At 49.3% G+C, this 26929-nt stretch carries 22 protein-coding genes and 1 other RNA gene; 18 read left to right on the forward strand and 5 right to left on the reverse strand.

The genetic code is table 11. The annotated features are described in order from the left end of the window. Positions 1–317 precede the first annotated feature (317 nt). The gene (gene sds, locus H6F90_RS17145) at positions 318–1289 is read left to right on the forward strand and encodes a solanesyl diphosphate synthase (RefSeq protein WP_190553560.1); all 972 of its coding nucleotides are present in this window, start codon (positions 318–320) and stop codon (positions 1287–1289) included. 78 nt (positions 1290–1367) lie between these two features. Here the strand turns inward: sds and H6F90_RS17150 are convergent, their stop codons facing one another. After that, a complete protein-coding gene (locus tag H6F90_RS17150) occupies positions 1368–1844 on the reverse strand; it encodes a hypothetical protein (RefSeq protein ID WP_190553561.1) in 477 nt (158 codons plus the stop codon). Between the two features lie 76 nt (positions 1845–1920). Here H6F90_RS17150 and hetZ point away from each other — a divergent pair, with 76 nt between their 5' ends. The 3 genes from hetZ to H6F90_RS17165 all read left to right on the forward strand — a co-directional run bounded on the left by hetZ (position 1921) and on the right by H6F90_RS17165 (position 6721). Next, complete coding sequence (gene hetZ / locus H6F90_RS17155) at positions 1921–3114, forward strand: heterocyst differentiation protein HetZ (RefSeq protein ID WP_190434799.1); 1194 nt, start codon at positions 1921–1923, stop codon at positions 3112–3114. An 11-nt stretch (positions 3115–3125) separates the two neighbouring features. After that, positions 3126–4238 (forward strand): PatU, encoded by a 1113-nt coding sequence (locus H6F90_RS17160; protein ID WP_190553562.1) that lies wholly within the window; start codon positions 3126–3128, stop codon positions 4236–4238. 113 nt (positions 4239–4351) lie between these two features. Continuing rightward, positions 4352–6721, forward strand: coding sequence for a DUF3488 and DUF4129 domain-containing transglutaminase family protein (locus H6F90_RS17165; protein ID WP_190553563.1), 2370 nt, complete (start codon positions 4352–4354; stop codon positions 6719–6721). A 124-nt stretch (positions 6722–6845) separates the two neighbouring features. Here the strand turns inward: H6F90_RS17165 and H6F90_RS17170 are convergent, their stop codons facing one another. Both H6F90_RS17170 and H6F90_RS17175 read right to left on the reverse strand, forming a co-directional pair. Next, a complete protein-coding gene (locus tag H6F90_RS17170) occupies positions 6846–7121 on the reverse strand; it encodes a hypothetical protein (protein WP_190553564.1) in 276 nt (91 codons plus the stop codon). Positions 7122–7339: 218 nt separating this feature from the next. Next, entirely contained in the window at positions 7340–9940 is a 2601-nt protein-coding gene (locus H6F90_RS17175; protein ID WP_190553565.1) for a M1 family metallopeptidase, read from the reverse strand. Between the two features lie 315 nt (positions 9941–10255). On the opposite strand from H6F90_RS17175, the gene ssrA reads away from it, so the two are divergent. The 5 genes from ssrA (at position 10256) to H6F90_RS17200 (ending at position 14447) form a co-directional block, all read left to right on the forward strand. Beyond that, positions 10256–10641: a transfer-messenger RNA gene (gene ssrA / locus H6F90_RS17180) on the forward strand. 745 nt (positions 10642–11386) lie between these two features. Further along, positions 11387–11584, forward strand: a complete 198-nt coding sequence (locus H6F90_RS17185) for a hypothetical protein (RefSeq protein WP_190553566.1) — start codon at positions 11387–11389, stop codon at positions 11582–11584. An 85-nt stretch (positions 11585–11669) separates the two neighbouring features. Further along, a complete protein-coding gene (locus H6F90_RS17190) occupies positions 11670–13682 on the forward strand; it encodes a hypothetical protein (protein WP_190553567.1) in 2013 nt (670 codons plus the stop codon). A gap of 34 nt (positions 13683–13716) precedes the next feature. Next, a complete protein-coding gene (locus H6F90_RS17195) occupies positions 13717–14175 on the forward strand; it encodes a DUF2358 domain-containing protein (protein WP_242016883.1) in 459 nt (152 codons plus the stop codon). A 104-nt stretch (positions 14176–14279) separates the two neighbouring features. Then, positions 14280–14447, forward strand: a complete 168-nt coding sequence (locus H6F90_RS17200) for a metallothionein (protein WP_190553568.1) — start codon at positions 14280–14282, stop codon at positions 14445–14447. Between the two features lie 112 nt (positions 14448–14559). Here H6F90_RS17200 and hemL read toward each other — a convergent pair whose 3' ends face one another. Beyond that, complete coding sequence (gene hemL, locus H6F90_RS17205; protein WP_190434823.1) at positions 14560–15858, reverse strand: glutamate-1-semialdehyde 2,1-aminomutase; 1299 nt, start codon at positions 15856–15858, stop codon at positions 14560–14562. Between the two features lie 405 nt (positions 15859–16263). On the opposite strand from hemL, the gene hisIE reads away from it, so the two are divergent. Both hisIE and H6F90_RS17215 read left to right on the forward strand, forming a co-directional pair. Continuing rightward, a complete protein-coding gene (hisIE, locus tag H6F90_RS17210; protein WP_190553569.1) occupies positions 16264–16914 on the forward strand; it encodes a bifunctional phosphoribosyl-AMP cyclohydrolase/phosphoribosyl-ATP diphosphatase HisIE in 651 nt (216 codons plus the stop codon). A 6-nt stretch (positions 16915–16920) separates the two neighbouring features. Then, entirely contained in the window at positions 16921–18156 is a 1236-nt protein-coding gene (locus H6F90_RS17215; protein ID WP_190553570.1) for a HEAT repeat domain-containing protein, read from the forward strand. Positions 18157–18169: 13 nt separating this feature from the next. On the opposite strand, the gene H6F90_RS17220 is transcribed toward H6F90_RS17215, so the two are convergent. Further along, the gene (locus tag H6F90_RS17220) at positions 18170–19411 is read right to left on the reverse strand and encodes an MFS transporter (RefSeq protein WP_190553670.1); all 1242 of its coding nucleotides are present in this window, start codon (positions 19409–19411) and stop codon (positions 18170–18172) included. Positions 19412–19699: 288 nt separating this feature from the next. Between H6F90_RS17220 and H6F90_RS17225 the strand changes: the two genes are divergently transcribed. From H6F90_RS17225 to aroF, 7 genes are all read left to right on the forward strand, one after another. Then, entirely contained in the window at positions 19700–20446 is a 747-nt protein-coding gene (locus H6F90_RS17225; protein WP_190553571.1) for a sucrose-phosphate phosphatase, read from the forward strand. A 14-nt stretch (positions 20447–20460) separates the two neighbouring features. After that, entirely contained in the window at positions 20461–21087 is a 627-nt protein-coding gene (gene ruvA, locus H6F90_RS17230; protein ID WP_190434833.1) for a Holliday junction branch migration protein RuvA, read from the forward strand. Between the two features lie 121 nt (positions 21088–21208). Continuing rightward, complete coding sequence (locus H6F90_RS17235) at positions 21209–22879, forward strand: alpha-amylase family glycosyl hydrolase (RefSeq protein ID WP_190553572.1); 1671 nt, start codon at positions 21209–21211, stop codon at positions 22877–22879. Positions 22880–23121: 242 nt separating this feature from the next. Next, positions 23122–24777 (forward strand): alpha-amylase family glycosyl hydrolase, encoded by a 1656-nt coding sequence (locus tag H6F90_RS17240; protein WP_190434838.1) that lies wholly within the window; start codon positions 23122–23124, stop codon positions 24775–24777. Positions 24778–24935: 158 nt separating this feature from the next. Continuing rightward, complete coding sequence (gene rpsO / locus H6F90_RS17245) at positions 24936–25205, forward strand: 30S ribosomal protein S15 (RefSeq protein WP_190434841.1); 270 nt, start codon at positions 24936–24938, stop codon at positions 25203–25205. Positions 25206–25218: 13 nt separating this feature from the next. Next, positions 25219–25698: a PAM68 family protein gene (locus tag H6F90_RS17250; RefSeq protein ID WP_190434844.1), complete on the forward strand. Its 480-nt coding sequence runs from the start codon at positions 25219–25221 to the stop codon at positions 25696–25698. Positions 25699–25835: 137 nt separating this feature from the next. Continuing rightward, on the forward strand, positions 25836–26894 hold the full coding sequence (gene aroF / locus H6F90_RS17255; protein WP_190553573.1) for a 3-deoxy-7-phosphoheptulonate synthase: 1059 nt from the start codon (positions 25836–25838) through the stop codon (positions 26892–26894). Positions 26895–26929: the final 35 nt, after the last annotated feature.

The raw sequence follows: 26929 nt of genomic DNA on the forward strand, positions 1-26929 counted from the left end.
CCTTGTCATCTAGACTAACACATGATTTCGGTGTTTTTGGACCCTACTGCACAAGTTAAGTCGCTAGAAGTGGCTGCAATCGAAAAATTACAAACAATTGGGTTACTGCAAAACTTGTCACCTTTCCAAAGTCAAGTTCTGCGGTTGATTTCCTAGGCTCAAACGCCCAATCTACAGTAACTGTTGGCTCACAGCGAGGTCGAATTATCAACCAGCTAAAAACAAATCTTTCATAATGCGGGAGGGTTAGCTTAAAATGAGGTTAGGATATGTAAAATTTCGTAACCTAATATCGTAACGCCTGAGCTGGCCTCTCCATGACCTCAGCTACTTCTTTGTTCTCTACTGTCGAAACTGACCTACGGGTCTTGACAGACAATCTGAAAAACTTAGTTGGTGCCCATCACCCCATTCTCTATGCTGCCGCCGAGCATTTATTTGGAGCGGGGGGAAAACGGCTGAGGCCAGCGATTGTCTTTCTGATCTCGCGAGCCACCATGCCAGGTCAAGACATCACCGCTCGGCATCGACGATTGGCTGAAATCACTGAAATGATCCACACAGCGAGCCTCGTCCATGATGATGTCGTGGATGAATCAGAAGTTCGCAGGGGTGTTCCCACCGTCCATAGCAGCTTCGGAAATCGCATCGCAGTGCTAGCAGGCGACTTTCTTTTTGCTCAGTCCTCTTGGCATTTAGCTAACTTGGACAACTTAGAAGTCGTGAAACTTCTGTCCAAAGTAATTATGGACATGGCCGAGGGGGAAATCCAGCAGGGGTTGAACCGCTTCGATACTAGCTTGTCGATTGAAGCCTACTTAGACAAGAGCTATTACAAAACAGCTTCCCTTATCGCTAACAGTGCTAAAGCCGCAGGTGTGCTCAGCGATGTCCCATCCACGATGGCTGAGAACCTATACAACTATGGTCGTCATATTGGCTTAGCGTTCCAAATTGTGGATGACATTTTTGACTTCACTGGCTCTTTGGAAGCTTTAGGAAAGCCTGCTGGATCAGATTTAAAGAGTGGCAACCTTACCGCCCCAGTTTTATTCGCCCTTAAAGAAAATCCCATTCTCGAAGGTTTGATTGAACGGGAATTTGCTCACGAAGGCGATCTTGATCATGCGATCGCTCTGATTTTAGAGAGCAATGGTATGGAGCGATCGCGTGAACTTGCAGCTCACCATGCCCAAAGTGCCGTAGCCTGCCTCAGCGACCTTCCTCCCTCCGAATCCCACCAAGCTTTAACAGAAATGGCAGATTACGTCTTGAGTCGGCTGCATTAAGCACCCAGTTGGAAAGCGAACCTCAAAAGCAGCTTGCCTCGGCAATTGGACGATCAGCTATAAACTTCAGCCAACAACTTAAGCCACATCCGGCGGTAAGTTGTTGCTTGTGGTGGAGAGCTGTTGCATATGTCCTTGAATTAACTTCGTCACTTCTTCACGTAAAATTTCGGTGCCGATATCAACGTTTCCAGGGGTATCAAAAAAAATCATGCCATCTAAGCCTGGCATGGAGATGAGGTAAAACAAAATGTGCGCGATTGGCATGGGTAACGCCAGCACCTCAGGATCTTGTAACTGATAAGGGCCTGACGCCACATCTTTTAGGGTAGAAAAAGCATAAACAACGTTCTTCTCGACCCCAGGTTGGGAACGCTGGTTTAAGGTTGTTACAATCCAAGACTGATTCAGGGTTTGTAAGACATAGTATTGAGGGTGCCGCAATCGTCCTGCTATTTGCTTCAAAATGGGGGCGATCGCTTCAATTAAGCGGGGTGTAGTGCCATCTTGAGGGGCTTGCTCGATCAGGACTTGAATCTGCTGGTCTAGATCCATGCTGGAGTCTCGGAAAGATTAATCATTCTCAGTCTAGACTTTCTTCAAAATTGCTTCAAATTTATGGCTGGTGAGTATGCTAGGGTCTTGGTTAGCTGTTAACCATCATGGGGAGATCTGCCGCGACGTGGAGGCAATTTTTCAGCTACTGTTCAATGAACTTAGGCTGTCAACGGGAGCGTCTGAGCAGAATTGTACGGATGTAGCAGAGCGTTTGACGCAAGAAGTAAAAAGAATTTGCACTGAAAGTAAGCGGATTCAGGCTTCTGGAGAAGTAGAAACTTGGGCGATCACCTTAGCCCGGCATCGCCTCACTCAGTGTTTGACCTACTACAAGCTAGGGTCACGGCGGGGTCGAGTCGAGCTGCACAGTACCCTCAGTGCCGTGATCTATCGCTATATCACCCCCTCCCAAGGACAATCCAGTTATCAAGCCCGATTAACCTTGATCGAGGATTTTCTGCAAGGGTTTTACATGGAAGCCTTGAATGCATTTCGGCGGGAAACCCAAATGCCAAAGGCTTACTGCCCCAAAACCTTGCTAGAGCTAGCAGAATACATGGCCTTTACAGAGCGCTATGCTAAACGCCGCATTCCTCTGCCAGGGCACCGAAATCAGCAATTGATCATTCTGCGAGCCCAAACCTTCTCGCAACAGCAACCCTTAGAAACTTACGTAGATATTGAGCAAGCCGCCGAGGGAGCTTCTCAAGAAACCGATCAAGCTTGGAACGCAGCTTCGGTACAACAACTGCGGGAGCAAATGGTGGCTCAAGCCCCAGAACCCGCTGATGACAGTTTGCGTCACACCGTTGTGACTGAGCTGATGGCTTACCTGGAGGAGCGGCAACAAAGTGATTGTGCGGACTACTTCGCTTTGCGACTGCAAGATCTGCCTGCCCATGAAATTGAGGCAATTTTAGGGCTAACCCCTCGTCAGAGGGATTACCTCCAGCAGCGGTTTAAGTACCATTTAATTCGATTTGCGCTCTCTCACCATTGGGAATTGGTGCATCAGTGGCTAGAAGCTGACTTAGAACATAATCTGGGTTTGACACCCCAGCAGTGGGAGGCCTTTCAAACGCAAATCAGTGCGCAACAGCTTAGAATATTGCAGCTAAAGCAACAGCAATTTACCAATCTCGCGATCGCTCAAGACGTTGGGTGTACAGTAACTCAAATCCAAAAACAGTGGTCTCAGTTGTTGGAGCAAGCTTGGGAAATTCGCAATAGCCTAGTATCCGGAGCAAGTCCATCTACAGATGAATAGGGGTTTAGGAGATGACTAAGAATCCTGAATCATTTTCCGAAGAGTTACTCGCATGGCTACTGCAAGACTCCAACTCAGCTGAATTTTCAACTGAGACGGGTGCCAATTCTATCAATTCAGGCAACCAGGCTCAGGTTGAGCCGCTCGCTTCTAGTCAAGCGAACCCAGCGGTTAACTATGAGAGTAACAGTCCTGAATTAGCAGACTTAGATCCGTTGGATTCAGAAGGGATAGACTTTGCACTGACTAACTCCAGTGAAGTGCCAGCCTTCTCCCCGCACTCAGGGAGCCAATCACTCAAACCGGGAGAAATACTTACTGTGCAAGACAGATTCCACGCTCTTCTAAAGCGTCGATTACAAACTGAAATTCAACGCCATCCGCCTCTGTTTCCTTGGGAGTCGGAGGTCTATGCTTACGAGCCTGATCAAGTTGACTCAACTGTGGTTGGGCAGGTTCCCAGGCGGTTATGGGCAGCTCAACTACGCAACCTGAGTGTCCCCGTTGCGCTACCAGAGGCGGTTCTGGCTCAATTGCTGGACCAATGCCAAGATTTGCTGCAAACTTCTTTGCGGGAAGGAGCCAAATTAGTTCGAGCGGTTGAGACCTTATTTCCGGGTCATACTCAGACTCTGAATGATTTGGCTGGTATGGTACTGGTGTCTCCGGCTCGCTCTGGAACCTTGGATGCTCAGATAGGATCCTCCCTATTAGAAACGAGCACTAAGTTTCCCGATAGTTATGAAGCGGCTACACCGAAGCAGCAAATGGCGCTATCCCTTCTGGCGGCTCGCGAAATTTTAAGTTCGCTAACGTTATCGATTTCAGCTAGCCAATCTTGCCTGGAACGCCAGTGGTTAACAGCAGCAGGGCTGTTGACCTTGGAGATCCGCTATCAGCCTCAAGCAGAACCAAGACTCCGGGTGCAAGGTCGGTTACCTTCCGGTGGCAGCTTAAAGTTACAAGGGCGATCGACTCAATCAACCGCTTCTCGGTCGCGACCGGGTTGCATTAGCGTTGAGGTATTTGATCCACAACCCAATCAAACCTATCCTCTAACCGTGGAATTCTACGACCAGGAGCAAGAGCCGCTGGTCTTTGTGATTCAGCCGCTGAGCGATTGAGTGCTTAACCAGAATTGATTTTGTACAGAAGCGCTAGGATAACTCCAAGGCGCTTATGGTTGGCTTGCTACCAACCGCTGAGCGGCTAGAGTTAACTGCTTCTGTATAAATCTATGTCTAACTCACCTGGGGTACGGCAACGGCGAGGCATCCCTGTTTGGCAGCAGCTACAGCAGCGTTTGCAATCACTGCCAAACGTTGAGGTGGAGGACTCGATCCTACTACGAGTACTTGTGCAGGTACTGGTAACGGTGGGAATTATCGCAACCGATATCGCGGCCAAGGATGCAGTGGCAGAATGGCCGATTACCAGTTATTGGGCGATTCCGTTGAGCTTGTTGGGGGCTACTTGGAGCTGGTACCGTCGCCGCGATCGCAACATCCCAACGAAATTCTGCTTAGCCATTGGCATGTTAGTGACGCTACTGGCTTTTTTTGTGCGTCTATTTGGCGAGCTGAATGATACTCGCTTAGCGTTGGCTCAGTTATTAATTCAACTTCAGGTTCTGCACAGCTTCGACCTGCCTCGCCGTAAAGACTTAGGCTACTCAATGGTGATTGGTCTGATTCTGCTAGGTGTGGCGGGTACGCTCAGCCAAACGCTAGCATTTGGGCCATTTTTGCTCGTATTTGTGGCGATCGCCTTACCTGTTCTGGTTTTAGATTACCGCTCTCGTTTGGGATTGGTATTCCAAGGCTGGAAACTCCGCGGTGCTGACCTAGCTCCCAAGCGTTTGGGTATTTTCCTGCTAGTTGTGGTCAGTCTGGGACTGATCATTTTTGCTTTTCTACCTAGGCTACCTGGCTACCAATTGCGGACGTTTCCGGTCAGCGCGCCCGTAGACTTCCAAGGGAAATTTGACACGAGTCGGATTCTGAACCCTGGTTATGTGCGGGGGGGACGCGGCGGAGGCGAGGAAGGTGAAGGAGAAGGATCTGGTGCTGAAGCGGGACAACGGGGGCAAGGCCGAGGGAAGGGCAAGCTAGACGAAACCTACTACTACGGTTTTGATACCCAAATCAACCAAAACTTGCGCGGACAAATGAAACCCCAAGTTCTGATGCGGGTGCGATCGCAAGCAGAAGGTTTTTGGCGAGTTGTCGCCTTCGATCGCTACACCGGACAAGGATGGGAAATTTCGCGTAATGACCAAGCAGAGACGATTAACCGCTCTAGTTGGTCTTACCAATTTTTCCTCCCTCGGCCCATTGTTTTGGGCAAAGACAAGGAAGTAGTTCAGACTTATACGATCGTGGCGGAAGAACTGCCAAACGTGATTCCAGCGATGGCTTGGGCCAAGGAACTCTACTTCCCGACTCGTCAGGTTGCTGTAGATCCAGAAGGCAGCTTGCGATCGCCCTTAGCCTTAGTGGAAGGTTTTACTTACACGGTGATTTCGGAAGTGCCTTACCGCAACCGAACGTTGCTAAGCAAAGCTGCCACCGACTATCCGGAGGCGATCCGGAAAAACTATCTTCAAGTTCCACCCGAAATTGCAGCCAAGGTGCGGCAGAAGACACAAGAGATTTTAGCCACTGCTCCAAATCCGCTCACTAGTCCTTCTGAGCAAGCGCTTTATTTGGCTCAGTACCTGAAGCAGCACTATACGATCCAGCCCGACTTGGCTTTTCTGGAAGATAACGACGACTTAGTCGAAGCGTTTCTCTTTCGCTTTGAAGGCGGCTACCCAGATCATTTCTCAACCGTGCTCACCGTCATGTTGCGATCGGTCGGGATACCTGCGCGTTTGGTAACTGGGTTTGCCCCAGGGGAATTTAATCCTTTCACTGGGTTGTACGTAGTTCGCAACACTGATGCTTATGCCATGACGGAGGTTTACTTTCCCAAGTATGGCTGGTTTGCGTTTGACCCCATTCCTGGGCATGAACTGATTCCGCCCTCTGTGGAAGAAAATCAAACTTTTAGTGTGCTGCGGAAGTTTTGGCAGTGGGTAGCGGGTTGGTTACCGTCTCCGGTAACTGGTGTTCTCAGTGGTTTGTTTAACGCGATCGCGACCATCCTGGCTCGAACAATCGGTTGGTTTCTAGGTCTCTTTTCCAAAGGATGGCTGGGCCTGTTTACAGGACTGATTGTATCCGTTGGGCTAGCTTTTCTAGGTTGGTTGGGTTGGACAGGTTGGCGAAATTGGCGCTATCAACGCTGGCTGGCCAAACTACCACCGATGGAAAGTCTATACCAGCAAATGCTGGCTTGGTTGGCAACCCAAGGGTTTCACAAACGACCCGCCCAAACGCCTCTGGAATATGCTCAGCAATGGTACAGCCACCCCTCGCCAGAGTATAGTCAAACGATTGCGGCGATCTCACATGCCTATGTGGGCTGGCGCTATGGAGGTCAAGCTGCAAATGTGAGGCAGCTACAGCAGCAGTTTCGCAGCTTGAAAAAGCAGCAAGCTAAGCGATCGCTTGCCATCTGGAAATTGAGAAGTCAACGCCTGATGCAAAGACAGAGCGCTCGATAAATTACATAATCAAGGGCGATCGCTTGTCATAAGACAATTTACCCTCCTTAAACGGGAGGGTAAAAATTTGATTTATCTATGATTGCAGTAAGGAAGTTAGCACGCTAGGACGAAGTGATAAACCTTAGGCTCCTAAAAGCTCGATCGCAACTTCCTTAATATGCTGCAAGTTAAAACAAGTAACTCGCCCCATTAAAATTCGAGCCGCTGCTCGGAACTCAAAATCTGCTTCCTGCTGATTAATTTCTTGGCCGAATAGCGCTTTAGCAGCTTGCTGAATCTCTACTAAGATTTGAGCATACTCGTGTTGATAGTCTTGTTGAGAATCGACAGGGATAGAAGGTAGGGTCATAATCAGGCGCTCTGGTCGAGGTGAGTTTGGCAAAGCTCCATGACGCATGAGCCTGCTTATTTCAGAATTCCCGAACTCACCAAAACTATCCGTACCACAGCTTCAAGATTTCGTAAGGAACCGTCACCTTTACATAAAGGATTGGTTTGGAATCTGAGGACGCAGGAGCCAGCCGATCCGTAGTTTCTCCGAATTCTGGCTCCTAGGTTCTAGCTTCTAACTCTTATAAAGGGCTGTATAGCCCATCAAGCTTGGCTCCAGTCAGGCTACTTAGCTTTGGCTTCCAAAGCTTCTAAGCGACTCTTCAGATCTTGGTTCTCCTTTTTCATCTGATCTAGCTCTTCACGCAGTTGCTTCACAGCTTTATCAGCACCAGCGTGCTTCTGAACTCTTTGGACTGCTTCTTCAGCAATGCGACGCACTCGACCGTCAGGAGTCTGATCGGCAAGAGCTTGGAGGATGGGAATTGCTTTGAGCGTTTCCATCTGCCCTAGAGCCGCAGCTACCGCCACTTGAGTCAGGAAGAAAGTTTCCCGTGACAACTCACTAAGACGCTCTAAGATCCGTGACAAATTCACGTTGGTTTGACCAGAGGAAATGCCCCCTAACGCCCGGATTGCGGCGAGACGTAACGATTGGGGGATTCCAGGAGCGGTGTACTCTAAGATCAAATTCAAAGCTGCTTCTGAAGTTTTCATCTGGCTCAGTCCCGCGATCGCCCCGGATCGTACGACCTCATTCCAGCCTGACCGTTCTGCTAGAACTGTTTTCAGCAGCTTCAGCACCTTGTCATCCTTAGGTTTTTCATGCAGGTTAGAAGCAGCAATCCCACCAATCGCCCGAACGGCAGCAGCTTCAACGTAGTAGCTGGGGTCGCCTTTTTCAACGATTGGTTTTAGGGCTTTATAGCTCTCGGAAGTTTTGATGCTAGCTAATGCCTCAACGACCGCTCGACGGACTTGGGCAGCTTCATCCTTTAGCCCTATGACCAGTCCTGCAAAGGCTTGGTCTAGTTTGACCTCTGCTAGTTGCTTAGCAATTTCTGCTCGGACTCCCCAAAAGCGATCGCGTTTTAGAGCATCCGATAGTGCCTTCACTGCTTCTAATCCACCTTTCTTGGCTAAAGCTTCAGCAGCATAAATGCGGGAAATGGGGTCAGGATCATACTGAAGCTGGGCTTTAAGTTCAGCGACAGGGTATTCCAGTGAAACAGTTTTGAGGACGTGATTGCCTTGATCAAAGCTGATGAACTGAGGCTTCTCTTCTAGGGGGAAGTAGAACGTTTGTTCCCGCTCATGGGCTCGCACCGTGAAGGCTTTAAAGCTTCTCTCTTCTTTCTCCTCACCGCTGACATACCCAAATGCGATTGGCAATTTCAGATCAAACAACTCATTTCGACTGCCGTTATCATTACTCTTCGCTTGGGTTTGAGTGATGGTGACTTTGGCTAACTTGCTATCGCCATCCCAGGCATAACCCACTTTGTAGTCGGGATGCCCACCGCGAAACACATATTGATCGAAGAGAAATAGCAAGTTGCGTCCTGTCGCTTTCTCGATCGCCCGTAGTAAATCGATGGTTTCTACAGTTTGGTGGGCGTTGTCGTTGACGAAGGTGGCGATCGCTTTCCAGAACAAGTCATCTCCCAACTCCGCCCGGATCATGTGGTAGACACAAGCTCCTTTTTCGTAGAGGTGGCGATCGTAGAGTTCGATCGCTTCTCGATAAACGTGAGTGACAATGGGGCGACGGTAACGGGCAGTATCCTCTGCAATATAGTTGCGAGCTTCACCAAGACGATAGTAAGCCGCTTCTTCGGCTCCGTATTCCTCTTCAGTCCACATCACTTCCGAGTAGGAAGCCATACCTTCTTTGAGCCAAGCATGAGACCAGTGCTTGATCACCACCAAATCCCCAAACCACTGGTGGGCCAGTTCGTGGCAGACCAAGCTTTCGGTGCTGCGGTTATCTAGCGCGGCTCGTTCATCCAACAGGCAGCGATCGGTCAACAGCGTGGTGGAAGTATTTTCCATGCCGCCGAAGATGAAGTCATCGACGCAAACCTGAGCGTACTTCGGAAAAGGATAGGGGTAGCCATATTTCTGGCTGAGAAACTCCATCATTCGGGGAGTTTTGCCCATGCTACGACGTGCATCGGCTTCTCGGCTTTTTTCGACGTAATAAGGAACGGGTTTTCCTTGCCACTCATCGCGAATCTCGGCAAAGTCTCCGACCGCTAAGGTCATTAAATAAGTCGGATGCACCTGCTGTTGCAGCCAGTGATAAATCTTGCTGTCGCCCTCAACCTCGGTGTTGATCAGCTCGCCGTTGGAAATTGCCGTCAAGTGCTTTGGCACCCGGACTCGAATTTCAGAGCTAGTCAGCTGGCCTGGGTAGTCGAAGCAAGGAAACCAGAAGCGAGAGTCTTCATCTTCGCCTTGGGTCCAGACCTGAACAGGTTTATTAGGATAATGCTTATCTGGTTGAATAAAGTAGAGACCACGCTGGGGTTTTTCGACGCTGTAGGCGATCGCTAACTCCAAGGGCTTCCCTGTTTCCGTGGGTTGCTGCAACTGGATGTACAGTTGCTCCCCATCGGTTTCAAAGGCTTGCTCAATCGCGGCAATTTTCACCGACTGAATGTTTAAGTTCACTGCATCCAAAGTCAGGCGATCGATGCCATTGCAAATTGGATTGAGGCGAATGGTGCAAGTACCTTGGTAGGACTGGTTAGGAATGTCGAGAGCGAGATCTAAAAAGATATGCTCCACTTGACCAGGGCGATCGGGATTGTAGTGAGGCCGAGCACCCGGTAGCTCAAATGATTTATGGCTGTTCTGGTCAGAATCAAAAGACGACTGCAACATTGGTAGAAGATGACCTGTAGGGCTAAAGAATAGAAGCGCCCACCCAAAAACCCAAAGAAGTTTTGGATTTCAAGAACTTCTGAGTTTTTGGCTAGACCTTAAGACGGTTGACTAAACGAAGCCGAGCACACGGTTGTTTACAGAGTAGCGTGTTCTAGACTTGATATCTTAACTAACTCGAAGTCATATCCACTACTTTGTTACCTTGGGCAGGCGAACTGGTTATAAGCAGCCGTTTCAGTCAGCCCTTAAGTGAAATAAGCTGCTATTCAACACATTTTGAAATAAATGAACTATAATTAGAGATCCAAGCATGGGGCTGCACTGGTTTCGACGTGATGGCGAAAGCTGCTTCGTGATGCAGGTCGAGAGTGAGTCACCTCTCGCAAATCAATGGCTCAAAACAAGTACATGCGAACAACATCGTACCCTTTGCTCGTAAAGCAGCTGCTGTTGCCTAAAAACCTCTCATAGGTTCGAGCGTCTGTAGTTTGACTCCGTTAAGGATTGCAGACAAACCCCCAACGGATGCGTTAGCTAGTTACCTCTGGTTGACTGGTTAGCAAAGACTTTACCAGAGCATCCCATTGTCCGGGATAAAGGACAGTTCCCGCTTCGAGGATTAGAGAAGCTAAACCTGTGAACGATCGGGGGGTCAATACCCGTTGCGGACAGCGGTTCGATTCCGCTCAGCTCCACTTCTAATTTTAGTAACCTCACCCATGCTTTAACTGGGTGAGGTTTTTTATTTAGGTTGAATCAGTTAGAGGCTAGGCGTTTAGGTCAGAGAGCCAGCGCTGCTTAACGACAGCAACAGTTTCAAACAGGTCTACTACAACCAACTAAAAGATAGGTAGTGGCTAAGGTAGTCACCAGTAGAACAGTCATTGAAATCATAATCTTCGAAGCACCCTGTAATAGTTCACAGTCAACGACGACTCAATTTCATCTAGCCTAGTCAGATAGCTCAAATTCGCTCTGCAATCAGGCGCAAAAACCAGCAGATTTTGGTTCAAACAGCCTCAATCTCTTATCAGGACCGACAAGAGTGAAGCGATCGCCGAACGCGGTTAAATCATGTAGCAATGGCATGAGCGAACAACAGGAAACAAAATTTGACTCAGGCTGAAACACAGGGAACTTTAATCTGGGCCAAGCTATAGCAGCTTGACTTTGGCGTGAAATTTAGCTGAACTCTAAGGGCATATTGTACAGCTTTATCACCGTATAAATACATAAGAAAAATTCTTTTTCTTATGCTCGATCGCGAAGCAAGCTAGGAAAGTAACTTGATACTATTAGCCATCCTTAAGTCAAGTTTTACTGTATAAACTAATACCTAAGAATCAGAGATTGCTTTTTAGAAACTTTACATCTCCTCCGTAATTGAGCGATCGCTGCTTGGTTCTCTATGTAAGCACTGAATTTATGGAGGGGACAGCAACGATGCAAGTGCAAGCTCTCGAATGCCCCAAGTGCAGCAAGAAGGCAGTAGTTCAGCGCACCAGCGATCTTTATCTGTGCTTATCTTGCGACTTCAAGCGCGATTTATCCAAGTCAGCGCCTTCTAAGTCAGACAACGATCTGTCTCTGATGTTGATGACGCTGCTGACGGCGCTCTTAATTGCACTGATCATTATTTAAGTAAGCGTAAGTAAGGGGCGATCGCTCTTCGCATCAACCTGGAGACCGTGCCAAGATAATGGCAGTTTTGCGGGCTAGAGGATAGATGAAAGGGCTGAGTAAGGTTTCATCCTGGGTAGCGATCGCCTCACTAGCTGGGGGAGTGCTGGCTTGTCGTGCTAATACGACCCCAAACGTCAGTCCTTCCACAGTTGGTCCTAAAGTATCTGAGCTGACTCTCAATGCTACGCCTGCACCAGGAACAACAAAACTAGTAGCGGCTGAGAATAGCGGTTTGCCCATCCAGCCCATTCCAGTTGAGCGTCGGCTGCGAAATCCTTGGCCATCGGAGTGGGAGCAGGAATTCCAGCAGCGAGCCAAACAAGCCATTGCTTTTTATCAAGGGAAGAAGTACGGCAACAATAAAGGCGAAAACGAGAAGCGGTCTTACCCTTACGCCATGTTCGATTTTTTGGCGGGAAATCGAGACCCAGCGATCGCCTTTTTGCAAAGTGAAGACAAGCAAGCCAAAGATAACCAGCACACAGCAGGCATTGACTATTACTATTCATTCACGCTGAAAGGCCAGATGCGGAAATATTTTCTGTTTGGCCAATTTCTTGATCCTGCTTACAAACAGCGAATGTTTGAGGGTGCTAAGAACTGGACCAAGCAAGACCCAAATCGTCGCCCCCACCCGATTTATGGCAAAGGAGATGACAGCAAACAAGGTTGGGGCCCAGAGGTGCGGGGTAGTTGGGTAGATAACCGCAACACTGACAATCTCCGAGCCATGCGCGAAATTTCAGTGTACTTAATGGCAGAGGAGACAGGGAATGAAGCGGTACGCCGCTTATACAAGCAAAAGCTACATCGCTATGTTTCGGCTCTTTACCACATTGGGATGGGGGAGTGGGACTCAGAGAATTATCACGGCCACACATTGGCAGCGTACCTGAATCTCTATGATTTCGCCAAAGATCCAGAAGTTAAGCAGTTGGCCAAGGCAGCTTTAGATTGGCTCTCGGCTACTGGAGCTGTGAAGTACTACCACGGCGGATTTGGTGGACCCAGCAAGCGGGATTACGGCAAAGGAAATGTAGTGTTTGGCTCTAGTGCGGCTAGGCTACTGTGGTTGTACTTCGGAGATGCCACTCTGCCTAATCCTGAACCAGAGCGGGACTCGATTCATGTGATCACCAGCGCTTACCGGCCCCCTAAGGCCGTGGTGAATCTAGCCCGGAAACAGTTTGCTAAACCGACAGAATTGCTGATCACGCATCCTACTTACGAAAATTGGAAACCTAGTCGATCTGACCAACCTGCTTATTGGGAAACGACTTTTTTCGGCCAAACCTATCACTTGGGAAGCGTGGTGTCTTCTTTTAAGGATGGCGATGTGGGACCGTTCAAGTTAATGGCGCAGAACTCTCAACGCGGCGTGGATTATTTTGTGGCGAATACGGATGGCGATCGCGCGCAGCCTGGCAAGAATCGGGGCGACCAAATCGGGCAATACCGCAATCTGATGATTTGGTTGCGTCCTGCTTCAGATACACCGTTTTTCTTTCAAGTGCCCAAATCTGCTAAAGCAGAGGTTGAAGATGGCGTTTGGTTTTTCCAATTTGAAAATACCTGGCTAGCCGTTTCTCCGATTAATCTTCAGCCTTATGAGGAAGTGGCGATCGCAAACAAAAAAACCGCTGAGCTTTATCGGCAAGAACGCACGCTGAAGTCTGTACCAGGCGATAGTGCTTATACAGGCTTCACCTTAGAAGTCGGGGAACCTGCAACTCACGGTCGTTACCAACAATTTAAGCAAGCCGTCAAAAATAAGAGCCAATTAAATTTGAGCCGTTTGCCCCAAGGAACGGTCCAGTTGCGAGGAACCACAGGAGAAACCCTAGAGCTAAGGCACAATCCCCAAAATGAGTTACCAACCGTAGTCCGTAATGGTACGGTTTACAACTGGGAGCAGCACCTTGATCTCTACAAACCGACAGAAGGGAACGGTCCGATTTCTCTAGGTTGGAAACAAGGTAGGCTACGAGTGGTAGCGGGTAATTCCACCTTTGAAACCCAGGTTGAGGCAGCGGACACCCTAGAGGTTGCACCATAGGTTGAATAAGAGTCGTTGGAGAGAGGGAAACAGATTGCAGACGCAGGAGTATCAAGCTCAGGTAGAGCAGGTAATGCAAACGTTGAGAAATGATTTGCCGACTTTGTTTGAGCGAGACATTTCCTACAATATCTACACTCAAGACATCTTGTTCCAAGATCCAGTAAATCGGTTCAAGAGTAAGTTCAACTACCGCATCATTTTCTGGACTCTACGATTTCACGGGCAACTCTTTTTCACCGAACTCTTTTTTGATTTACACGACGTCTCACACCCTGCTCCTGATGTGGTGCTAGCCACCTGGACAGTACGAGGTAAATTGCGAGTACCTTGGAACGCCAATATTTTCTTCAACGGCTACTCAACCTATAAGCTCACGCCCAAAGGGTTGATCTACGAGCACATCGACACTTGGGACCGTAAACCGAGCGAGATTTTGCGGCAGTTCCTTCCTGAAAAGAGTTCGTCTGAGAACAGCGATCGCAGCCCTTAGGAACCCATCACATCAAGCGATCGCCCCAAATTTCTATCTTTAAGCCAATATCTGAATATATGTTCATCTGTTAAAGTAGCTTAGAACTAGTAAAGGTAAATTCTATGACTGCTGTGTCCCAAATGAAGTGTGCCTGCGATTCCTGCCTGTGTATTGTTTCTCCCAACGAGCAAGCAGTGCAAAAAGATGGCAAATACTATTGCAGTGATGCTTGTGCAAGTGGGCACTCTAGTGGAGAAGGTTGTGGTCATACAGGTTGCGATTGCAACTAGGACTCAAACTTAAGCAATTCCTACCAAAAGAACCCGCTGGTGCCAAGACTAGCGGGTTTTTTCGTGAGGAGGCGATCGCCTCCCTTAAAGAGGGCTACACTTTAGCGCCAACTTAGAGGCTAGACAGTACATCTCGTGCTGCTTCCAAGGTGCGATCGATATCAGCATCGGTGTGCGCCAAAGAAGTAAAGCCTGCTTCAAATTGCGAAGGTGCTAAGTAAACGCCCCGCTCTAGCATGCCGCGATGGAAACGGCTGAACTTGGTGAGGTCGCACTTTTTGGCGTCTTCGTAGTTGTGAACTGGGCCTTCGGTAAAGAAGAAGCCGAACATACCGCTGATGCTGCCACCGCAAGCTGCATGACCTGTTTCTTGAGCAATTTGCAGCAGACCTTCCACCAGCTTCTTGGTGACACGATCGAGATGCTCGTAGCTGCCAGGCTGCCGCAGCAGTTCCAGAGTTTTGATGCCAGCAGTCATCGCCAAGGGGTTACCGGAAAGGGTGCCAGCTTGGTACATAGGGCCAGCAGGAGCAACCATCGCCATAATGTCGCGGCGACCACCATAAGCACCCACTGGTAGACCACCGCCAATCACTTTACCCATTGTGGTCAGGTCGGGCGTGATGCCAAATTTTTGCTGAGCACCACCGTAGGAAATCCGGAAGCCAGTCATGACTTCGTCAAATACCAGCAAAGCCCCGTGCTCTTGAGTAATCTCGCGCAAGCCAGCCAAGAAACCCGCATCGGGAGGAATGAACCCAGCATTACCCACGACAGGCTCTAGAATCACCCCAGCAATTTGGTCAGGATTCTCCGCAAACAGGACTTTCACGGCATCGAGGTCATTGTAGGGAGCTGTCAAGGTGTTGGCAGTGGTGGACTTGGGCACGCCAGGAGAATCAGGCAAGCCGAGAGTGGCAACGCCTGAACCTGCCTTAACCAAGAACATATCAGCGTGGCCGTGGTAGCAGCCTTCAAACTTGACGATTTTCTCCCGTCCAGTGAAGGCTCGCATCAAGCGCAACACGGACATGCAAGCTTCGGTACCAGAGTTGACGAAGCGCACCATTTCCACGCTGGGAACGGCATCAATCACCATTTCAGCCAGAATGTTTTCGAGCGCGGAGGGCGCACCGAAGCTAGTGCCTTTCTCTAGGACTTCGTGCAGGGCTTTGTTGACTTCAGGGTGGGAATGCCCACAAATGGCTGGCCCCCAGCTACCCACATAGTCAATGTATTGGTTGCCATCTACGTCCCAAGCGTAGGCTCCTTGGACGCGATCGAAAACGATGGGCTGACCACCCACAGATTTGAAGGCACGCACTGGAGAGCTAACGCCCCCTGGCATTAGTTTTTGGGCAGCTGCGAAAATTTCCTCTGACTTAGTGGTTTTAAGTGTCGTGACAACCAAGGTTCTCTCCTGATGTTTTTCTTAACTTTAAAGTCTGACCTAAAACTGGAGTTTCCACGGGCGTAGAGCTAGAGAGTGGCAAGCTGCTCCCTCCAACCCAAAGACTTTGTACTGGTTCAATATCCACCGATAGACAGGCGTGAACTGTGCGGCCAGAAGCTATGCTAGTCAATTATCCCATTTCTAGGAGCCGCATGACTTCCTTCGCTACGAATCAGGAAGGGCATGCCAAGCTGGAGAGTGCTATAAATTTGCCTGCCAAATGATTGAGGGACTTTGAGTTACTCAAGATTTTCTGTAACGATCGCCCCAAGTTTTGCTAGAGCTAGAAGTTCGGTCGCGATCGCGCGATGATATCTTAGACGGGTTAACGTTGCACCAACCTCCGCTGGAACTTCTGAAGTTATGTCTGCTCTTGAATCAACTGCTTTTCGTCAAGCTATCCCTGTAGATCAAATTCGCTACAACGAACAGGGATTGGTGCCCGCCATTGTGCAAGATTACCTCGATGGCACCGTGTTGATGATGGCCTGGATGAATCGGGAGTCTTTGCAAAAGACAATGGAAACGGGCGAAACCTGGTTTTGGAGCCGTTCACGAGCTGAGTTTTGGCATAAAGGAGAAACTTCTGGTCATACCCAAAAGGTGCGATCGCTGCGCTATGACTGCGACAGTGATGCGTTGTTGGTCAGTGTGGAGCAAATTGGCGATATTGCCTGCCACACCGGAGAGCGCAGTTGCTTCCATCAAGTCGATGGTGGCGTTACCCCTCCTCCCGCCGATACGCTGTCTCAAGTGTTTGGTGTGATTAGCGATCGCCGCGACAACCCTAGCCCCGACTCCTACACCTGCAAACTCTTGGCGGGTGGCGACAACAAAATCCTCAAGAAAATTGGTGAAGAGTCAGCCGAAGTCGTGATGGCCTTTAAGGATGACGATGCTGAGGCGATCGCCGGAGAAGTAGCTGATTTGTTCTATCACACCCTAGTAGCCCTAGCCCACCACAAAGTAGACATCAAAGCCGTCTATCGCAAACTCCAAGAACGCCGCCGTTAATGTGATATGGAAAGTCCCAGTCTAGAGGCCCGTCGAGAAGCCCGTCGAGCAATAGTGAGACGAGTTCGCGAGATCACAGGTCTAGGCATGATGGATTGCTGGAAATTGTTAGTCCAAAATGGCTGGGATGAGCAAAATGGCTGGGATGAACAAAGAATTTTGCAGTGGATGGGCTTTCAACCCAAACTGCCCGCTGCCCCTATCACCCCAATGGCCAAGACTGAACTTAATGGGGTGGCTGATCCCATCCAACAAGCCCTCAAGGCTGGCGTGATTGAGTCCTACATCCATTCAGAGGGGCATGTTGGGAGTTTAGTAGAATTAACCTGCAAAACTGAGTCAGTTGCCCAGAGAGAGATATTTAAGAATCTGGCTAAAGAGATCGCCATGCAGGTATGTACTACTGTGGTGTCCTATGCCAGCATTGCGGACATATCTCCAGAAGCGATCGCTCAAGAGCGGACTCGGATTTTGCAGGGTTTTGAAAGCGAAAATCAAGTTGATGAAGTTGATATCGCTACGTCTGACCAGATCATCGCTAGCCTGATTCAAGAGCATTTTGCAATCTTGCCTCTGCTCCGACAACCCTGCTTGCACGACAGTAATATGACTCTTCAGGACTGGATTCACGAAGTGCAAAGGATGGTTGGCGAACCAATTCAGATCCGCCGTTGGGTGAAATTTTGTTTAGGAGCTGCTACTCCACTTCCAGTAGATACTCAACCTCAATATACTTGGCTTCTAGAAGATATTTACAACGCCAACAGTTGGGTGCGTTGGCAAGCTGTAGGCGTCTTGCCAGCATTTGGCAAGTCTACATTGCCTTACTTAACCCGTGCGTTGCAAGATTCTGAAGGTGCGATACGCTATCGAGCAGCAGAGAGTCTAGGGGTATTGGGTGACTCTAGTTGTGTGCCTGCTTTAATTCAAGCGTTGCAAGACTCCGAAAACTGGGTGCGTTGGAAAGCAGCAGAAGCATTGGGGCGTCTGAAAGATCCTAGAGCTGTACATGCTTTAGTAGAGGTATTAAAAAACAAGTCAGGGTGTGTATTCCTTGGGGTGAAGAGGTCAGGATGCTGCAGCCGGGTAGATTTTAGAGGATTACACCGGATCGCGGTTGATGCTTTGGCTGAGTTGGGTGATCCACAAGCTATAGAACCATTGCTCCAAATGCTTCCCGATCCAGGTTTGGGCTATCAGATCTCTCAAGTGCTCCAGCGTCTAGGCCATCCTCTAGGTTAGAAACGGCTACAGACTAAGGGGAACGCACAATGAGGTGTTGCAGATATTGCAGAATCAACAAAGCAACGCCAATGCTTAAAGCTAAGCCCAACCAAAAACTGTAAGCCACAAACTTGGACTGATCCAGTGCCCAACCGCCCAAGGGAGGGCCGATAAAATAGCCGATCGCCCAGCATTGCGAGTTGATTGAGAGGTACACACCGCGTAGGGATTCTGGTGCCAGATCGACTACTAGTGAAGAAGCGGCAGGCGTGTAGGCGACATTCGCGATCGCCAGGACTGCCAAACTTAACCCAGCCCACAACCATTGCCCGCTGTTACTGATGCCAGTGGCCCACACCAACACAAAGCCTACCGCCCAAATCAAAGCCGAGATCATCAAGGCATGGGGACGACTGAAGCGATTGAGCCAACGAGCAGCAGGGAGTTGACACAACACAGATAAAACTAAGTGGGCTGTAAACAAAGCACTGATTTCTTTCGGAGCAAACCCCTGTCCAGAATTACCCACTGAGACAAAGTTGCTAAAGTACAGCGGCATCGTGCTCTGGATTTGGGAGACATAGGTGGTGAACAGAATATTGACCAATGCATAGACCAGCAAAGCGCGATCGCGTAGGGCCACACCCCAGCCTTTTAGCCACTGCTGAGGCTCGTTTTTGGGTTTAACGGTTTCAGCGATCGCGGCGTAAATCACCCCAAAAAAGACGACGAAAGAAATGCCATCAAGAATAAATAAAGTCCGATAAGCCCCCGTAGCACTGATTAGCACTCCTCCAAGTATCACGCCCAAACCTAAGCCCAAGCTATCAGCCAACCGAGTCAAGGCGTAAGCTTCATTACGTTGGTCTGGAGTGGTCAGATCGGCCACGACCGCTTCGGTGGCAGGCCAGTACAAGCCTAAGCCCAAGCCCATCAACAAATTGCCGATGACAAAGATAGGGAAGTTGGTCGTTGCAGCCAAGACAAAAGAAGCGATCGCTGAAACCAGTGCCGACAGCAGCAAGGTTCGTCGCCTGCCGAACTGCGGAGAGTCACTCAAGGAGCCACTCGCTAGTCGCCCTAAAACACCAGAAATGGAGGCGCTACCTAAACCCAAACCAACAGCTGCTGCCGACAAATGCACCTGATTGACGAAAAAAATGGGAGCGTAAAATAGGGTAAAACCACTTCCCACTTGAGAGAGCAATCGACCGAAAACCAGAATCCAAACTTGGGCGTTGAACTGGGGCAGCCAAGGAAATCGCGAATTGATGGGACTCTCTCCTGCTAATTAAATCTAAATCAAGCCAATCTCAGCGATCGCAAAAGCACCATCAGCCATCGAGCGATCGCAGGTCGTTGCTCACTACTTCTTGCAATATTGCAGCTTCATGCCAGCTTAGAATCTCCCATTTTAAGGACATCTATTGACGAGATTTAGGCTGGTTCTAAATGGTTTGAGCGATCGCAGCCTTCCAATCATGATTCTTCCTGAAGAGGAAGCGATTTCCAGCAAGCTCCCCTTAAACTTTTCATGGAGTGACCGGAGCGTAAAGAAGCTGTGACGCAATTTCTATTTGTAACCGACCTGGACAACACTCTAGTAGGAGATGCCGCCGCCCTCCAAGTGTTGAACCAAAAGCTAGCCCAGCATCGCCAAGAGCATGGCACCAAAATTGTTTATAGTACCGGGCGATCGCTGTCGTCGTACCAGGAACTCAAAGCCGAACAGCAATTGCTAGAGCCAGATGCCCTCGTCGTGGCAGTGGGCACCGAAATTTATTACAACGGTAGTGATGCCCCAGATGCAACTTGGTCAGAAAAGCTCTCCCACAACTGGGATCGAGATGTGGTGGTGGCTACCGGGGCGCATTTTGCGGATCTAGTACCTCAACCCGAGCCAGAACAGCGTCCTTTTAAGGTCAGTTATTTCTTGACGGAAGAAGCCGCTGTTGAAGTTTTGCCACAAATCGAAGCGTTATTAAAACAGCGCGGTTTGGAAGTAAAGCTGATTTATAGCAGTGGCAAAGACTTTGATATTTTGCCTCGCCAAGCAGACAAAGGCATGGCAATGGCATTTTTGCGGCAAACCTGGGGAATTGACTCTGCCCAAACTGTGGTGTGCGGTGACTCTGGCAATGATTGTGCTTTGTTCTCAGTGGAGAAGGAGCGGGGAATTATTGTCGGCAATGCCCAACCGGAAATGTTGGCGTGGCACGAAGCCAACCCCTTCGAGCACCACTACTTAGCCAAAGCTCACTGTGCGGGCGGTATTCTGGAAGGTCTGAACTACTTCGGCTTTCTCTAAACTTTTGCTAAACGATGATTGGTTATCTCAAGGGCACCGTCGCCAGCATCCAAAAAAATCCCAGCAATCGGGTCACTCTCACTCTAGATGTCAACCAAGTGGGCTATGACATCCAAGTAGTCCCTCGCCTAATTCAACAGTTGCCTGATTTAGGAGAGCCTGTCCAAATCTTCACGCATTTACAAGTGCGAGAAGACCAAATGATTTTGTTTGGCTTTGGCACCGCTGCTGAACGGGATTTGTTTCGGCAACTGGTCAGCGTTAGCGGTATTGGTCCTCAGCTCGCCGTAGCGCTTCTAGACAAAATGGGGCTGCAAGACTTAGTGCAAGCGATCGTTTCTGGCAACACGAAAGCTTTGGCCCGTACCCCTGGTGTGGGAGCTAAAACCGCAGAACGGATTGCCCTAGAACTCAAAACCAAGCTGGCCGAGTGGCGGCAACATACAGGCTTGTCCAGCTTGCCCTCGGCTGGCCCCACCCCTGAAATTCAAGAAGATGTCGAAATGACGCTACTGGCTTTGGGCTATACCAGCGACGAGATTATGCAAGCGCTGCAAGCCGTAGGGCAAAATACTAGCTTGGCAAAAAATTCTGAACCCGATGCCTGGATTCGGGAAGCGATCGCCTGGCTTAGCCAATAGAAAACCACTCTTCTGGTCGCTGTCTGTGCTCCTGGAGACTGATGTGGTTGCTGAGCGAAAAAATTCACAATTGGTAATAAAGCTCTCAGCAATTTCAATTTCCGTTTTCTAAAGGATATCTATGGTAAGCCCTATTGAGTTCAGCTTATTTGCTCCCCGTGTCGAGAAAGTGGCACTCATCGGATCGTTCTCAGACTGGCAGGAGACGCCGATGACCAAGGGAGAAGATGGCTACTATCGGGCCTCCGTAGAATTGGAAGACGGAGTTTATCAATACAAATTTCGGGTGCTGTCCAAGACTGAGTACTTGCACGGTCAGTGGCTCGATGTGAACGATCCCTACGCCACCGAAATCGACCTCAACACTCAAAATGGCGTGATGCGCGTCAAAGATGGGGAAAAGGTCAGCACGTTTTACGAATGGCAGCACGATGACAAGCCTCTACCCGCCAACGAGGAACTGGTCATTTATGAGATGCACATTGCAGATTTCGTAGGTGAAATTGGAGGGGTCACGTTGGGGGAGTATTTTCTCGCTGCGATCGCCAAACTAGACTACTTGGTTGAGCTAGGCATCAACGCAATTGAACTCATGCCCGTGACGGAATACACCGGCAATTACCGCTGGGGCTACTTGGTGCGTTATTTCTTCGCCCCTGAGTCCAGCTACGGGAATCCAGAAGACTTGAAAAAATTTATTGATGAGTGTCATGCGCGCGGCATTCGGGTCTTGATCGATGGCATCTATAACCACTCAGACGGGGAAAGCCCGCTCCTCAAGATCGATCGCGACTACTGGTACTACCACGACATGCACTATCCAGATGACCCAGACAACTTCTGGGGGCCAGAGTTTAACTACGATGGCTACGATGAAACCCTGGACATCAAACCAGCCTGGAAGTTTATTGGCGATGTCGTGCGATATTGGGTGCAGGAGTACCACATTGACGGCATTCGCTACGATGCGATTCGCCAGTTGGGGAACTACGACTTTTTGTTCTGGCTAACCCAGGAAGCGACCAAAGCCGCAGGCAACAAACCTTTTTACAACATTGCTGAGCATATTCCAGAGGCCATTTGCGTTACAGAACCGGATGGCCCCTTTGAAGGCTGTTGGCATGAAAGCTTCCGCATCTTTGCAATTGAGCATATTTGCAGCGATAGGTTCGATTTAGCCAAGCTCAAAGAAGCCTTAGATGGTAAGTTCCAAGGTTTTGCGGGTGCCACTTCTGTCGTGAATTATCTCGCCAGCCACGATCGCGAACGCACCTTGACCGAACTAGGCGATCGCGGCATTTTTGACCAAGCAGCGTTTCAACGCGCCAAGTTAGGCGCAGTCTTGCTGATGACCGCAATGGGTCTGCCGATGATTTGGATGGGCGACGAGTTTGGTGAGTACAAGCGCAAAACCGAAACGACTACTCAGCCAAACAAATTGCAGTGGCATTTATTAGAACAAGACTTTAACCAAGACTTACTCAAGTACTATCAAAAGCTCATTGCTCTACGGAAAAAGATTCTGGCGCTACAAACTAGCAATGTTAATTTCTTCTACGAACATATCGAGAATCAAATATTAGCTTACGTGCGTTGGAACGATATGGGTTCCAGAGTCGTAGTCGTTGCTAATTTCTCTGATCAATCCTTCCCTGAATATCAAATTCCGCAGTTTCCAGAAGATGGCAATTGGTATGAATGGTTGAACGATCGCCAATACCAAGTAGAAAATGCTTGCCTCACTACGGAACTAAAAGATTTTGCAGCGAAAGTATTTATCTACCAGCCTTAAAAGCTGCTTTAATTCGCCTATTTCCTAAAACCAACCACGCCTATTGCTTGTAGGGGCACTTCTTGTAGGTGCCCGGTTTGTTCTCATGCCTCAATTTCCATCAGATTGCGATCGCCCCCATCCTAAAGACATAAATCAAAGTAAAGCAGACCTGTGATTGTCCTTACCCTAGCGGGATGATTTAATTCAGAAAAAAATCAGAGAATCGTCCTAGATTCAACTCAACTGCTTTCAAAAGTTTTATGTCAAGCCCTATTGAATTTAATTTATTTGCTCCCTATAACGAAGGTGCTGCTTTAGTCGGGTCTTTTTCTGATTGGGAAGAGATCCCCATGCAAAAAGACAAAGATGGTTTTTTTCGCACCACTGTTGAACTCAAAGATGGCGTTTATCAATATAAATTCCGGGTGCAATCAAAAAGCTGGTTTTTTGAACCCGATCAGTGGGTAGATGTCAATGACCCTTACGCTACGGATATTGATAACCCTACTCAAAACGGTGTGGTGCGGATTAAAGATGGGGAAAGAATTGTCGATACTTACGTCTGGCAACATGACGACAAACCCTTGCCGCCCGACCATGAACTGGTTATTTACGAAATGCACGTGGGCGACTTTTCCGGTGGTGAAGACGATCCCCACGCTCGTGGCAAATACAAGCACGTGATTGAGAAGTTAGACTACCTGTGCGATCTAGGCATTAACGCGATCGAATTGATGCCCGTCAAAGAGTATCCAGGTGACCACAGCTGGGGCTACAACCCCCGTTATTTCTTCGCGACAGAATCTAGTTATGGCACCACCGAGGAGCTAAAGCGCCTGATCGATGAATGTCATGGCCGTGGCATTCGCGTGATCATGGATGGGATCTACAACCACTCCGAAGCTGAAAGCCCCCTGACCCAAATCGACCACGACTACTGGTATCACCACGAACCCCGTGACCCCGACAACAACTGGGGACCAGAATTTAATTACGAGCACTACGACGAAAACCTAGACACCTATCCCGCTCGGCGGTTTGCGGGTGATACTGTGCGCTTCTGGACACAGGAATACCATATTGATGGCGTTCGCTACGATGCCGCTCGCCAAATCGCCAACTACGACTTTATGCACTGGCTGGTGCAAGAGGCGAAACAAGCCGCAGGTAGCAAACCGTTTTACAACATTGCCGAGCATATTCCCGAAAACCCTAGCATCACCAACGTCGATGGCCCGATGGATGGCTGCTGGCACGATAGTTTCTATCACTGCGTTTTAGAGCATATTTGTGGCGATACTTTTGACCTGGAGCGGCTCAAAGATGTGATTGACGCTAGACGGCAAGGCTTCATGGGAGCCACCAACATCGTCAATTACCTCACCAACCACGACCACAACCACATCCTGGCCGAGCTGGGCGATCGCGAAATTTTTGACGAAGAAGCCTTCAAGCGCGCCAAACTAGGGGCAGTGCTGCTAATGACAGCAATGGGCGTGCCGCTGGTTTGGATGGGTGAAGAGTTTGGCGAGTACAAATACAAAACCGTTGACCAAGCCAAGATTGAATGGCCCTTGCTAGGAAATGACCTGAATCGCAGCTTGTGGGATTACTACAAAGGCTTGATTCAACTCCGCAAGAGCAATCACGCCCTGTATACCGAAAATGTCGATTTCTTCCACGAGAACCCAGAAGCCAAAGTCCTAGCCTATACCCGCTGGAATGATGAAGGTTCTAGAGTGGCTGTTGTTGCCAACTTCTCTGACCAATTTTTGGCAGGCTATCAAGTGCCCAACTTCCCAGCCAACGGCACCTGGCATGAGTGGACCAGAGACTACGATGTAGAGTCGGGAGACCACAACCTCATCGTTGATTTGGGTAGCTACGAAGCTCAGGTGTTTGTTTGGCAATCCTAAGCTTTTGTTCAAAGCTCCTCTCCTCTTGGGAGAGGGGTTTGGGGAGAAGTCTGAGGTTTATTTATTCTGTGCTCCTTAGCAGTTTCACGCTTAATGTCCAGCATCCTTGTGGTAGGATGGTAGACTGCTGAACTTATGATTAGGAAGTAACTGCATCCATGGCCCTGCTGCAAGAGCGTAAGCACGAAATCATTTCTGACTACCAGGTTCACGAGACTGACACTGGTTCTGCTGATGTCCAAGTTGCCATGCTCACAGAGCGGATCAACAAACTGAGTGACCACCTGAAGACCAACAAAAAAGATCACGCCTCTCGTCGTGGTCTCTTGAAAATGATCGGTCATCGTAAGCAGTTACTCGCTTACATCCTGAAACAAGATCAGGGACGTTATAGAGCTTTGATCGGTCGGCTAGGCATTCGCGGTTAGAGGGTAAGCGGTTATGGCTCCTGAATCTGACGATCGAGCACGCCTACCTTTTGAACCTACTAAAAATCGTAAAAAAGCTGCCAAAACAGAAAGCTCTAAGCCTCAACCAGTTGTGAAGCAAGAGAGCCAACCCAAAGCCAGTACGCAAAAATCCTCTCAGCAGGAAATGGCGATTCCGGATGTAGTCAGCAAGCGTATGGCTCGTCGGATGGCTTTTTTCTGTGGCATCCCTACGAGTTTAGGGATGGCTACATTTTTTGCGGCTTATTGGGTTGTCAGCCACGACTGGATCAAACTGCCCAACGTAGTAGTCGTACTAGTGAGCATGGGCTTTTTTGGTCTAGGAGTTTTGGGACTGACCTATGGGGTACTCTCAGCCTCTTGGGACGAAGAAGCACCAGGTAGCTTACTAGGAGCCTCAGAGTTTGCTATCAACTGGGGCCGCATGACCGGAGCGTGGCGCTCTGCAAAACAGCAAAAAGATTCGCCTTGAGTTTTTCGGGGCGAATTTTTCTTGGCGATCGCTGAATTCAACTCAGTCAGACCACAAGCCATTCAGTTATCGCTATCCTGAAACATAGGATAGTTCGTTAAGTCTAATCGCTCTCTTCTAAGCATGAGGACTTCAGCATGATTGTGGTTATGAAGAGCGGCTCGCCGGAAGCCGAGGTTGCTCGTATTACCCAAGAACTCACAACTTGGGGTCTGACACCAGAAAAGATCGTTGGGAAACATAAAGTTGTCGTGGGTCTAGTGGGTGAAACAGTTGACTTAGACCCATTACAAATCCAAGAAATTAGCCCTTGGATCGAACAAGTTTTACGAGTTGAGCAACCGTTTAAGCGAGCTAGCCGCGAGTACCGCCACGGAGAAGCGAGCGATGTTGTCGTTTCTACACCGAATGGTCCCGTCCATTTTGGTGAGCATCACCCGGTCGTGGTTGTGGCTGGCCCTTGCTCAGTTGAAAACGAAGAAATGATTGTGGAAACGGCGCGGCGCGTCAAAGCGGCAGGTGCCCATTTTCTGCGGGGCGGTGCCTACAAACCTCGGACTTCACCCTATGCCTTCCAGGGTCACGGGGAAAGCGCTCTGAACCTGCTGGCCGCAGCTCGTGATGCCAGTGGCTTAGGAATTATCACCGAAGTCATGGACGCGGCTGATTTGGACAAAATTGCTGAAGTGGCAGATGTGGTGCAAGTCGGTGCCCGCAATATGCAAAACTTCTCGCTCTTAAAGAAAGTTGGGGCTCAAGATAAGCCTGTGCTGCTGAAGCGGGGGATGTCGGCCACAATCGAAGAATGGCTGATGGCAGCGGAGTACATTCTAGCTGCGGGAAACTCTAATGTGATTCTGTGTGAGCGTGGCATTCGCACCTTCGATCGCCAGTATGCCCGCAATACATTGGATCTTTCCGTGTTGCCTGTGCTGCGATCGCTCACTCACCTACCGATCATGATCGACCCCAGCCATGGGACAGGTCGAGCGGAGTACGTTCCCTCAATGGCAATGGCGGCGATCGCAGGTGGCACTGATTCACTGATGATCGAAGTCCATCCCAATCCCAAGAAAGCCCTCTCCGATGGCCCTCAATCCCTCACACCCGATCGCTTTGACCAATTGATGAAAGAGCTAGCAGTAGTGGGCAACGCTGTGAATCGTTGGCCTCAATCTGCGGCAGCGATCGTTTAAAGCTCGGCAACTTTAATAAATCAAGGAAAGGAGGA

This window comes from Trichocoleus sp. FACHB-591, assembly GCF_014695845.1.
Classification (GTDB): domain Bacteria; phylum Cyanobacteriota; class Cyanobacteriia; order FACHB-46; family FACHB-46; genus Trichocoleus.

Coding starts and splice junctions, on each gene's coding strand:
- sds (WP_190553560.1), top strand. CDS start 318: ATGACCTCAGCTACTTCTTTGTTCTCTACTGTCGAAACTGACCTACGG.
- H6F90_RS17150 (WP_190553561.1), bottom strand. CDS start 1,844: ATGGATCTAGACCAGCAGATTCAAGTCCTGATCGAGCAAGCCCCTCAA.
- hetZ (WP_190434799.1), top strand. CDS start 1,921: ATGCTAGGGTCTTGGTTAGCTGTTAACCATCATGGGGAGATCTGCCGC.
- H6F90_RS17160 (WP_190553562.1), top strand. CDS start 3,126: ATGACTAAGAATCCTGAATCATTTTCCGAAGAGTTACTCGCATGGCTA.
- H6F90_RS17165 (WP_190553563.1), top strand. CDS start 4,352: ATGTCTAACTCACCTGGGGTACGGCAACGGCGAGGCATCCCTGTTTGG.
- H6F90_RS17170 (WP_190553564.1), bottom strand. CDS start 7,121: ATGCGTCATGGAGCTTTGCCAAACTCACCTCGACCAGAGCGCCTGATT.
- H6F90_RS17175 (WP_190553565.1), bottom strand. CDS start 9,940: ATGTTGCAGTCGTCTTTTGATTCTGACCAGAACAGCCATAAATCATTT.
- H6F90_RS17185 (WP_190553566.1), top strand. CDS start 11,387: ATGCAAGTGCAAGCTCTCGAATGCCCCAAGTGCAGCAAGAAGGCAGTA.
- H6F90_RS17190 (WP_190553567.1), top strand. CDS start 11,670: ATGAAAGGGCTGAGTAAGGTTTCATCCTGGGTAGCGATCGCCTCACTA.
- H6F90_RS17200 (WP_190553568.1), top strand. CDS start 14,280: ATGACTGCTGTGTCCCAAATGAAGTGTGCCTGCGATTCCTGCCTGTGT.
- hisIE (WP_190553569.1), top strand. CDS start 16,264: ATGTCTGCTCTTGAATCAACTGCTTTTCGTCAAGCTATCCCTGTAGAT.
- H6F90_RS17215 (WP_190553570.1), top strand. CDS start 16,921: ATGGAAAGTCCCAGTCTAGAGGCCCGTCGAGAAGCCCGTCGAGCAATA.
- ruvA (WP_190434833.1), top strand. CDS start 20,461: ATGATTGGTTATCTCAAGGGCACCGTCGCCAGCATCCAAAAAAATCCC.
- H6F90_RS17235 (WP_190553572.1), top strand. CDS start 21,209: ATGGTAAGCCCTATTGAGTTCAGCTTATTTGCTCCCCGTGTCGAGAAA.
- H6F90_RS17240 (WP_190434838.1), top strand. CDS start 23,122: ATGTCAAGCCCTATTGAATTTAATTTATTTGCTCCCTATAACGAAGGT.
- rpsO (WP_190434841.1), top strand. CDS start 24,936: ATGGCCCTGCTGCAAGAGCGTAAGCACGAAATCATTTCTGACTACCAG.
- H6F90_RS17250 (WP_190434844.1), top strand. CDS start 25,219: ATGGCTCCTGAATCTGACGATCGAGCACGCCTACCTTTTGAACCTACT.
- aroF (WP_190553573.1), top strand. CDS start 25,836: ATGATTGTGGTTATGAAGAGCGGCTCGCCGGAAGCCGAGGTTGCTCGT.